The following is a 9,909-nucleotide window of genomic DNA, read 5'->3' as shown; positions in this document are numbered from 1 at the left end:
TCGAGGCGTTGGTGGCTCATGGCAGACCTTTGGGGAGACACCCGCCTCTCGTTCCGGCTATGGCCCAGTGATTCAGGCTGTCTCTACGCCCAGCAGACTGAGCTGGGCGGCGTCACCGCAGCGGTAATAGTGCTGGAAGAGGCGGGCATAGCTCTGCTTGCCCACGCCGGCAACGGCTGCCAGCTGACGGAAGCGCGGCGGCGGGGATGACTTGAGCAGGGCCTGGCGGGCCTTGCCCTTGAGGAAGGCAGGCAGCTCACCGGCCTGCTGATCCCTGGCGAAGGCCGTCAGCATTACCGCCTCGGTGCCCTCCGCCGGGGCGCTGTCGGCGCAGAGGTAGACGGTGAGGCCTGGGAGATCAGCGAGGTGGCGCTCGATCAAGGGGCGCACATCGGCCCAGTTCAGCCCGCCCTTGTCGCAGCCGAGCCGCGGCAGGGCCAGGGAGGTGATCGCTGGGCTGGACCGGCTGTAGTGGGATGCGATGTAAGACAAGGCCTGCTCGATCCAGCCCAGGCGGGACGGAAATCGCCAGTGCTGTTTGGTGGGGAAATTCAGTACTGCCCGATAGGGGCAGCCGGCTACCGGAAAGAGATAGGGCCGGCCGATCTGCACCGCGCCGGCCTTGCAGCGGAGCTGATAGTCGGCCTCCAGATCGGGATGGCGAAGGGCGAACTCAAGCGCCAGGCCGGCCCCCATCACACCCTCGCAGTTCACGGTGTTGACCACCACCTCCGCAGAGGTGTTGAACACGGAGGCAGCGGTGTCGTGGATCATGAGAAGAAGAGGCTGCCGTCGTCCGCCACCGTTGCGGTTGGGAGGTTTTTCCCGCCCACCTTGGCGCGTAGCGCCTGAAGCGCAGCGGGAGATTTGACCCAGATCTTTCTGATGTGGCGGCCATTCAGCGTGCCGTGCACCAGCACTTCCGCCATCTTGTGGCGTTTGGCAAGCTGATTCTTCCAGGTGCGGCAGCGGATGGCATCCCAGTCGAGGGCCTCCCAGCCACCGGGATCGGTGGCGTGGAAGAGGTGGGTGGCCGGGCTGGAGGCGATGCCGTCGCTCAGCAGGCTGGCGTGCCACTGGGCGGGGGTGCCGTTGACCTCGAGAATCACCAGATCGTCCCCGTCGCCAGATTCGGCCAGGGTCTTCTCCAGGCGGTAGAGCATGGCGTTGCGGGGTTCGATGAACAGCGGCACGTAGTTGTGCAGATCGACGGTGTGGCCTCCGAGATCCCGGCTGGAGCGGCGTGCCTGGCAGGAGGCATCGGAGAGATCCAGATAGGGAAGGTGGAGCGTCTCGATGCGGTTGCGGCAGAGCAGCCCCTTGTGGAGGATGCAGGCCACGTTGTCGAGATGGGTGATGTGGAACAGGCTGGCGATCATGACCGGAAAGGCAGGGAGTGGTTCTCCTGTGCCTGCCCGTTGTTCGTGCCAGCTACGCCTGATTCAGCATGTCAACGAGGCACCAAGGGCCGCCTGGTTCAGGGTGTTCGAGCCCATCGTGCGGTCGCCTATCCGTCCGAGATCCTCAATTCAGTGCCGCCGCCCCGCCCGGGCGGATTCAGGCTGCCGGGAGGACGAAGGCGTGGCTCAGAGGTCTTCGATGGGCCGCCAGTCGCCAATCAGCTGCCAGGCTCCCCAGAAGTAGGGGTGCCGCCAGACGAAGTTGTCGTGATGGCGGAACTCCCGCTGCACGGCGACGAGCGCCTCGTAGCGGCCGGCACCTTGCTTGAGGAGGGTGTAGAAGCGCACCATGAACTCACAGGTGGCCTCATCCGGCACCTGCCAGAGACTGAGGAGCATCGAGCGGGCGCCGGCAACAATCAGAGCCCGCTGTAGCCCATAGACCCCCTCGCCGGCATGAATGTCGCCCCTACCTGCATCGCAGGCAGAGAGAGTCACCAGCTCAGTGCCTTGCAGATCGAGGTGAACCGCCTCCTGGGCTGTGAGGTAGCCGTCGTCGTCCTGGGGATCGGAAACGGGATGGTTTGCCCCGGCAAACACCAAGCCGCTGCGCAGCATCGGGTCTTCCCCGCGGAACCTGGCCAGCAGATCATTGCCCTCAGCAGGTAGCCAGGGCTGCTCTGTTTGCATCTCCGACTGGTCAGCGAGGAAAAAGCCATGGGTCGCAATGTGCAGCACTCGTGGCCGCTGGGTTTGCTGCACAGCGAGGGTGGTGGCGGCCGTACCGGTTAGGAGGCTTGCACCCAGCAGTTCAGCCAGCTGCTTCCCTTCTTTTGCTGTGCCTGGCAGGGGCTTCCAGACGGTCAGAGCGCCCATATCGCGAGACCGCCATTGGTGGCTGGCGATATCCGGGGGTTCTTGGCTGGATGATCCGGAAGATTGATCGAAGGAGGGATCGGCCACCACCAGCCCTGGCCCTTCAGAAGAAATGCTCTCAGGAGTGCGGTGGTGATCGAGCAGGTCGCGGCCGGAGGTCACCAGCCGAATGTTCACCGTCTCAACGAGCAGTTGATCCGGTTGGTGGGGTAAGGGCAGGGCGTGGAAGGGAACACGGTGCAGTTCACCATCGAGGGAGACGTACCAGCACCGGCAGCCCTCGAGATGGGGCAGCAGAGGGGGGAGAAGCTGCTCACTCAGGGCGCGCCAGGCAAGGGCCGCATCGGCAAAACAATCGACAGTGTCTGCAGTGGCCTCCACAATGGCTGCCTCAAGGGGTGCGGCGGGCCCTAGGTCGATCGCCTCGATCCTCCCTCCAGGCGAGAGGATGAAGGCCATGTACCGCGGCGAGGAGCCGGCCTCAGACCCCACATCGGTTCGTGGAACGTACCGCTGAAATTCAATCAATGCAGCATCGGGCGGCAAGGCGGCTGCCACATCGCTGACCTCGACAGTCTTGATCTGCAGATCGGGGAGGAGGCGGTAGAGCTGCGCCTCAAGCTGATCCCTTTCTTCTGCCAGAGCGCTTCGACGATCGGGATCCAGCTGGCTGGATGCCAATACTGACACCACTGCCTGGAGACGCTCAACGAGAGGCCGATGTAATCCAGGAAGACTCGCCACCTGTGCCTGGCGTTGCTCGATCTGCTGAAGCAGGCCGTGACGGTTCAATCGTGCAAATAAAAATAGTTGCGAAAACTTAGGATCATTGGCGATCAACTCCAGGGGAAGCCGCTCCAGTTCCTGTCGTAAGTCCAACAGCTGTCTGCGGTTGGCACTCGCCATCAGCGGCGCCTCTCGGTGGAGCCAGCTCAGCTGAGAGCGTGTCGAGGCCGCAAAGCAGGGAATGGCGATCGAATACTTCTGCCATTCTGTATATAGCAGGGCCAAGTTATTGAGGTTGAAAAAGGTATATGGATGATCTTCACCCAGCGCCTGCTCGGTGATTGCTAGAGCGCGCTGGATGAGCGATTCGGCCTGGCTAAAGCAGCCCTGCTTCCGGTACAGCCCAGCCAGGCCGGTGAGGCTCGCGGCTGTAGAAGGATGATCAAATCCCAGTACTGACTCACAGATTGTCAGGGCCCGCTGGAAAAGCGGTTCGGCCTGTTTGTAAAGGCCCCGGCTCTTGTACAACCCAGCCAGGTTATTGAGACTGAGGGCGATTGAAGGATGATCCGGGCCTAGCGCCTCCTCATTGATGGCCAGTGCCCGCTGGAAGAGCGGTTCAGCCTGGCTGTACAGAGCCTGATTAAGATATAATATAGCCAGGTTGTTCAGAATGAGTGCGGCATCGGGATGCACGGCCCGAAGCGCCTGCTCCTTGATTGCCAATGCTCGCTGGAAAAGCGGTTCAGCCTGGCTGTACAGCCCCTGGCTACTGTACAGTTCAGCCAGGTTATTCAAGATCGTGGCAGTTGAGGGGTGATACATGCCCAACGCCTTTTCATTGATAGCTAGTGCACGTTGGAAGAGTGGATCAGCCTGGCTGTAGAGACCCTGGCTAACGTATAAGACAGCCAGGTTATTCAGGCTCAGTGCCGTAACGGGATGATCCGGTCCTAGCACCTTCTCATTGATCGCCTTTGCGCGCTGATAGATTCGCTCAGCCTGGATGTAAAGTCCCTGGCTCCTGTACAATTCTGCCAGGTTGGTGAGGTTGGTGGCGACTGAAGGATGATCCGGCCCCAGCACCTGCTCACTGATCGCCAGGGCGCGCTGGTGGAGCGGTTCCGCCTGGCTGTAATGGCCCTGCGTTTTGTTGAGCACAGCCAGGTTGTTGAGGCAGGAGGCGGTTGATGGATGATTCGGGCCCAACTCCTCCTCATCTATCGCCAGAGCCCGCTAATAAAGCGATTCTGCCTGGCTGTACAGGCCCTGGTCGACGTAAAGTTCAGCCAGGTTCCTGAGGGTCGTGGCGGTCTTGGGATGATTCGGCCCTAGCACCTGCTCACTGATCGCCAGGGCGCGCTGGTGGAGCGGTTCCGCCTGGCTGTAATGGCCCTGCGTTTTGTAGAGCACAGCCAGGTTGTTGAGGCAGGAGGCGGTTGATGGATGATTCGGGCCCAACTCCTGCTCGGAGATTTCTAGAGCGCACTGGAAGAGCGGTTCGGCCTTGCTGAAGAGGCCCTGCTCAGCATAGTTTAAAGCCAGGTTACTAAGGCTGGCTGCAGTTCTAGGATGATCATGTCCCAACACCTGCTTGGTGTTCGCAAGAGCGCGCCGGAAGAGCGGTTCGGCCTGAGTGTAAAAGCCCTGTTCATGGTACAACTTAGCTAAGCTGTACAGGCTGAAATCGGTTGAAGGATGATCCGGCCCCAACGCCTCCTCTCTGATTGCTAGCGCCTGCTGGAAGAGTGGTTCGGCCTCGTTGTAGCGATTCTGTTTGGCGTACAACGCAGCAAGATCATTGATGCTGGTAGCGGTATCGGGATGATTCGGCCCCAGTACTTGATCATGGATCGCCAAAGCGCGCTGGTAGAGCGGTTCAGCCTTGCTGTAGAGACCCTGCTTGTTGTAAAGCAGAGCCAGGGCTCTGAGACTGGCGGCTGTTGTAGGATGCTCCGATCCTAGCGCCTGCTCTCTGATCGCCAAGGCGCGCTCATAGAGTGGTTCAGCCTGTTTGTAGAGACCCTGCTCGTTGTAAAGCAGAGCCAGGCTGCTGAGAATGGTAGCCGTTAAACGATGATCCGGTCCCAGCACCTGCTCACTGATCACTAGGGCGCGCTGGTAGAGCGGTTCCGCCTGGCTGTAAAGGCCCTGTCTGTTGTAGAGCGCAGCCAGGCAGTAGAGGCTTGTTGCGGTATCAGGATGATCCTCCCCCAGCACCTTTTCTCTGATCGCCAGGGCGCGCTGGTAAAGCGGTTCGGCTTGTCTGTGGAGACTCTGCTCGTTGTAAAGCAGAGCCAAGCTGCTGAGGCTATCGGCGGTATGGGGATGATCCGGTCCCAGTACCTGCTCTCTGATCGCCAGTGCGCGCTGGTAGAGCGGTTCCGCCTGGCTGTAAAGGCCTTGGTTTTCGTATAGCTGGCCTAGGTTGTTGAGAGCCCTGGCGACGTCTGGGTGATCCTCACCCGACGTCTGAAATAGCTCTTTAATATGTCTCTTCAGATCATCTTCGCTGGGATCAGTCATCAGAAGAGACCTCTAATCTTCTGCTACCAATTGCCAGCCATTGGCGTACTCGAGCCTCTGCAGTAACGGCTCTGGCCTCTTGTTGGGATGGCTTTATTACCACTGGATCCACTTCCAGTAACTCTCTCAACTCATTCTCAATCACCTCATCTCCCTCCTGCATCACAGCGGCATCGGGGGCGATCAGGGTCACCACCGCGTAGGCACCACCCGGCGCTCCATAGGGACGTAGACAAATCATCAGGCGTTGCTGTGGCAGAAGAGGGTCCAGCGGCCATCTGATCGGCCCTTCGATCGGGTTCCTGCGGGTCGCCAGCTGCTGCCACACCACCTTCCCTTCCTGTTCCAGCAGGATTTCCGCCAGCGGTGTTTCCGCCCAGATCGAGGGGGTGGGGCAGACCGCCTGGGTCATCGCCGATCCATCAGCGGCGGTCTTCACCTCAGGCGTGATCAACCGCACCACCGCTGCCTCTCCTCCCCGTGTGCCCAGAACGGGCAGCGGCATGAGGGTTGGACTGCTCAGCACCTGCGCTAGCCACTGCTGCAGCCCCGCCATGGCAGTCCGCTCACCTACCTGCGCCACGGAACTGCCACCAAGCCCTGCCCTGGGCAATGCATCAGGCTCCAGCAGCCTCACCCAGCGCAGCAGCCGCTCCAGTCCGCCCCCGAACCGCTCCAGGGGCAGCTCCACCGCTGCCTGGGCAGACGCCCCGAGGCGCCTGATCTCGGCCACTAACCCAACCGCATCCAGCACGCCAAGGAACTGAACCGTGCCATGGTCCTCATCCACCTGGGCGAGCAACAGCAGTTGAGGAGCCGTTGCCGCGTCCCGCCAGGGGCTGAGGGGCACCGCCACGGCATCGGCCAGAGGGCTGATGCAGAGCAACTGTGTGGCACGGCCGTCGAGGGCCAGCAACCGCTGCGGATCCTCCGGGGACAGCTCAGGCCCAATCGTGATGGTGGCGTTGCGATGCTTCAGCTCCTTGCTCAGGGCCGCCAGCGCCAGGCCCCGCAGGTATCTCGTCCAGGCAAGCTCCGGTTCCTCCGCCAGATCCACTAAGGCGGCTGCCCTGGCCATCTCCTCTTCGCTAAGGCGAATCGCCTCTGGGTGCAGGGGCAGCCCCCAGCCGCTTCCTTCTCGCTCGGCAAGGTTTGTCGTCATGACGCACCTCCTGCGCCAGTGCCATCGTCGCAGCCGCCCGCGGGGTCTGTGGAGTCCAGTGCCTGCTTCACCCATCGGTGCATCGGGGAGATGCCTCCTTCTTGTTCGGGCCTGAGCAAGTGATTCATCAGACGCTCTTCTGCTTGCCGCTGGCTCTGGAGTGAGCGGAAGATCGCCGTCCAGAACACATCGCGCTCGGGAGTGACCGAGCGCCTCAGCTGCTCAATCACCAGCGTGGCGATCTCCCCGGCGCGCCGCTCCTCCTGCAGCGTGCGGCTCACCCGGGCCTGATTGGTGCCGCAGTGATCGGCGATCTGCCGTTGCCGCAGGCCACTGGCCCAGGCCTGCCAGATCCGGCGCTCAACCTCGCCCTCCAGCTGGGAAACCATCTGCTCAATGAATGCGCTGCCGACCCTGTCCATCAGCTGGGCCACTTCCGTGCCCAGTGGATCATCCTCATCCGCCTGTGAGCTGGAAGTGTCGGCCCAACGCTCACAGGCGTCTGTGTCCCACAGATCAGCCTCCGCCTTCTGCCAGTGGCCGGTCTGAAGGCGTCGTACGGCAGCGGCGATGTCCAGCAGGTCCTCTCGGATGCGCTGGGGCGGAAGCTCGGGTGCGATCAAGCGCAGGAAGACCTCATCAGGCTCCCAGCCCCGCTGCCGGCCCGTGCGCTGCCGGTAGAGGAGCTTCTCCTTTCTGTAGAGAGGGAGATAGCGGCGGTGCAGAGCCTCAGCGGCCTCGGCCGTGAGCCGGCCGCTGAGCTGGGTGGCGGCCTCCCTCACCTGCTTGTGGCTGGAGTCGCCCAGCAGAGCCCAGTCACCGATCCACTTCACACCCTGCTGGAGCAGGTAGGCCTTGAGATCGTTCCGTCCATCAAGCCTCTGGCGGGCCCAGTGGCTGAGGCTGCTCTGCTCCGGCTCGTAGGTGCGGATCACCTCCACCGTGAACGGCGCAGGACGCTTGGCCCCTGCAGTGTTGTTCGCCTGGATGTAGGAGAGCGGCCGCCCGATGTCATCGAGGGAGAAGGCCGCCAGTTCGACCAGCTCAACCCCATAGTTCGCCGCCAGCTGGCGATGCATGGCCCGAATCTTCTGCTCCAGGGGCCAACTCACACGGCAGCGCAGGCAGAGGAAGGCACCCTGGTGATCGTTCTTCCGGGTCTCCGCCAGCAGCAGTTCGTCGAGAGGGCGGCTGGGCTGCTGGACTTCCTCCAGCCCCAGCTCGATCAGGGCTGTCTGGGCTTCCGGTGGTTCGCGGCCGACGATTACTCCTCGGGACGAGAGGCTACGCAGGATGCGATACCCCTCGCAACTGGCCTCAGCTGAGGGCGTGTCACTGGGGCGAAGCATGGTGCCCTACGGCCTCCTGTCACCGTCGCAGCATTGTGCAGGATGCAGCGCTCTGGCAGGGGAATCGGGGTTCCGTCATCGTCTGCCACCGATCTGATCCCTACAGAGCGGGTTGAATCAGTACGTGGACGGCAGAACAACGAGTGGGCGTCCTTCACCCACCCCTGGCCGCTCTCGGCACCAGGGCTCTGACCATGACCCACTCCACCTCCAAGACACAGCCCAGCGAAAGCATCAGCATCCATCAAGCCGTTGGGGACTCCCTGGAGCAGGTGCCGTTCTCGGTCGGGGCGTCAGCCGCCGGTGCCGCCGGTGCCTTCTTCAGCGTCGAGGCCTTCCGCCAGGTGAGCTACGACGATCTCCCCTCGCACCTCAAGGAGCAGCTCCGCACCGACGGCATCCACGATGGTCCCCGCCGCTCTGATGCAGAAGCAAGGGAGCAGTTCGAGCACCGCGTCAATGCAGAAGCCCAAGGCTCCATTGAAGGTGTCGAGGCCGTGGTGAACGACCCGACCATCGATGCCATGCACATCGAGCCCCATGCCCAGGGCGGCAGCAGCGATGCCAGCAACATCGTCTACGGCCCGGAGTCGCTGAACAGCAGGCTCCAGGACACCCCGATGAGTGAGGCCGATATTGCAGAAGCCGAGGCCTACACCCTCGATGTGGCCGAACAGGCCACCCCAGGCGTCACCGGTGATCTCACCGAAGTCGTGGGTGACACCCTGGGTACCGGTGTTCTCGGCGGAGTGATGGGCGGCGGTATCGCCGTGGCCCATCGTTATGCGCAGGCTCAGGGTTTCCGCGACGCGGGCCGCTACGACCTGGCCGAACAAGCCGAGGCGTTGATCGGCCAGGACGCTGCCAACGGCGCCATCAACGGCGTAGTGCGCGGCACCACCATGGCCGTGACCCAGGCGGTGCTCGGCGCCAGTCCCCTCACCGCCGGCATCGGTCTGGTGGCACCCGATGCGGTGATGCTGCTCACCCAGAAGCACCAGCTCAGCGAGGCCCAATACAACCAGAAGAGCCTGGAGGTGGTGGGCAAGGGTGCCCTGGCCACCGTCCTTGTGTGCGCCGGCCCGGTGGGCTGGCTGGGGCTGGCTGGCATCTCCATCTTCTCGGCCTACGGCAAGGCAAATCAGCGGGCGGCCGGCAGCCACCGCATCGCCTGAAGCCCTGCCGAATCACCGGCTCGATACCGGAACAAGAGGAGAGCACCGGAGGCAGCCGCCTCCCCTCTCCTCCTTCTGCAATGACCACCACCACTGACTCCTACCTCAGCAACATCAGCAACGAGTCGCTCGAGGTTCTCCACCACTTCGGCCCGGAAGCACCGCTCCAGCTCAACACCTACGCCCGCAGCCTCGAAGATGCCCTGCAGGAGACCCTTCAGCAGCAGACGCTTCTGCGCCGGCAGGTGCAACAGCTCCAGAGCGATCGTCGCGAGCTACAGGACACCCTCAGTGACCGTGAGCGCCTGTTCGCCTATGTCACCCGCTTCTTCTCAGCCCACGGGCCCTGCCCCGGCGGGGCTGTGATCAGCCGCTGCGAAATCCCCGACTGGCAACATCATCAGCACTGATGGCGATGAACCCCGAGCTGCAGCTGCACCATGGATCCATGGCTGAATACATCGGCCGCGCCCGCAGCCAGGATGATGCTATGCGCCGCGCCCACCGCTGTATCGAGACGGTGCAGGCCTCCACGCGTCTGGCGGCAGGGCCGGCCCTGATCAGTTCCTAAGAGTTTGCTGAAAAACCCGCCCAAATCTGCGAAAATGGGCCAACTGCCCAGTCCAGATGCGAGGTCACCGGGAGCGCAGCGGCTCCCTGTTCTCCTACGTGTCGATTGAGGAGCGGATCCCGGC

General features: G+C 62.6%; 9 protein-coding genes. 3 read left to right on the top strand and 6 right to left on the bottom strand.

The window, feature by feature from the left end; translation table 11 throughout:
* Window positions 1–72 precede the first annotated feature (72 nt).
* From KBY78_RS12745 to KBY78_RS12720, 6 genes are all read right to left on the bottom strand, one after another.
* Complete coding sequence (locus KBY78_RS12745; protein WP_255143895.1) at window positions 73–750, bottom strand: macro domain-containing protein; 678 nt, start codon at window positions 748–750, stop codon at window positions 73–75.
* A gap of 20 nt (window positions 751–770) precedes the next feature.
* Complete coding sequence (locus KBY78_RS12740; RefSeq protein ID WP_255143894.1) at window positions 771–1,379, bottom strand: DUF4433 domain-containing protein; 609 nt, start codon at window positions 1,377–1,379, stop codon at window positions 771–773.
* Window positions 1,380–1,586: 207 nt separating this feature from the next.
* Entirely contained in the window at window positions 1,587–4,211 is a 2,625-nt protein-coding gene (locus KBY78_RS12735; RefSeq protein WP_261350207.1) for a CHAT domain-containing tetratricopeptide repeat protein, read from the bottom strand.
* 27 nt (window positions 4,212–4,238) lie between these two features.
* Window positions 4,239–5,528, bottom strand: a complete 1,290-nt coding sequence (locus KBY78_RS12730) for a tetratricopeptide repeat protein (RefSeq protein ID WP_255143893.1) — start codon at window positions 5,526–5,528, stop codon at window positions 4,239–4,241.
* Window positions 5,521–6,690 (bottom strand): hypothetical protein, encoded by a 1,170-nt coding sequence (locus KBY78_RS12725; protein WP_255143892.1) that lies wholly within the window; start codon window positions 6,688–6,690, stop codon window positions 5,521–5,523. Before KBY78_RS12725 ends, KBY78_RS12730 begins: the two co-directional genes overlap by 8 nt.
* The gene (locus KBY78_RS12720; protein WP_255143891.1) at window positions 6,687–8,039 is read right to left on the bottom strand and encodes a hypothetical protein; all 1,353 of its coding nucleotides are present in this window, start codon (window positions 8,037–8,039) and stop codon (window positions 6,687–6,689) included. The genes KBY78_RS12725 and KBY78_RS12720 overlap by 4 nt, the downstream gene beginning before the upstream one ends.
* Before the next feature lie 194 nt (window positions 8,040–8,233).
* Here KBY78_RS12720 and KBY78_RS12715 point away from each other — a divergent pair, with 194 nt between their 5' ends.
* The 3 genes from KBY78_RS12715 (at window position 8,234) to KBY78_RS12705 (ending at window position 9,785) form a co-directional block, all read left to right on the top strand.
* Window positions 8,234–9,214, top strand: coding sequence for a hypothetical protein (locus KBY78_RS12715; RefSeq protein ID WP_255143890.1), 981 nt, complete (start codon window positions 8,234–8,236; stop codon window positions 9,212–9,214).
* A gap of 80 nt (window positions 9,215–9,294) precedes the next feature.
* A complete protein-coding gene (locus tag KBY78_RS12710; protein WP_255143889.1) occupies window positions 9,295–9,624 on the top strand; it encodes a hypothetical protein in 330 nt (109 codons plus the stop codon).
* A complete protein-coding gene (locus KBY78_RS12705; protein ID WP_255143888.1) occupies window positions 9,624–9,785 on the top strand; it encodes a hypothetical protein in 162 nt (53 codons plus the stop codon). The genes KBY78_RS12710 and KBY78_RS12705 overlap by 1 nt, the downstream gene beginning before the upstream one ends.
* Window positions 9,786–9,909: the final 124 nt, after the last annotated feature.

The organism is Synechococcus sp. EJ6-Ellesmere, assembly GCF_024345875.1.
In the GTDB taxonomy this organism is placed as follows: domain Bacteria; phylum Cyanobacteriota; class Cyanobacteriia; order PCC-6307; family Cyanobiaceae; genus Regnicoccus_A; species Regnicoccus_A antarcticus.
Note: the sequence above shows the minus strand (reverse complement) of the source record. Positions and strands in the feature narration are given on the sequence as shown.

What these genes read in the sequence shown, in the direction of transcription:
- KBY78_RS12705 (WP_255143888.1), top strand. Translation starts at nt 9,624, where the DNA reads ATGGCGATGAACCCCGAGCTGCAGCTGCACCATGGATCCATGGCTGAA.
- KBY78_RS12730 (WP_255143893.1), bottom strand. Translation starts at nt 5,528, where the DNA reads ATGACTGATCCCAGCGAAGATGATCTGAAGAGACATATTAAAGAGCTA.
- KBY78_RS12720 (WP_255143891.1), bottom strand. Translation starts at nt 8,039, where the DNA reads ATGCTTCGCCCCAGTGACACGCCCTCAGCTGAGGCCAGTTGCGAGGGG.
- KBY78_RS12740 (WP_255143894.1), bottom strand. Translation starts at nt 1,379, where the DNA reads ATGATCGCCAGCCTGTTCCACATCACCCATCTCGACAACGTGGCCTGC.
- KBY78_RS12715 (WP_255143890.1), top strand. Translation starts at nt 8,234, where the DNA reads ATGACCCACTCCACCTCCAAGACACAGCCCAGCGAAAGCATCAGCATC.
- KBY78_RS12710 (WP_255143889.1), top strand. Translation starts at nt 9,295, where the DNA reads ATGACCACCACCACTGACTCCTACCTCAGCAACATCAGCAACGAGTCG.
- KBY78_RS12725 (WP_255143892.1), bottom strand. Translation starts at nt 6,690, where the DNA reads ATGACGACAAACCTTGCCGAGCGAGAAGGAAGCGGCTGGGGGCTGCCC.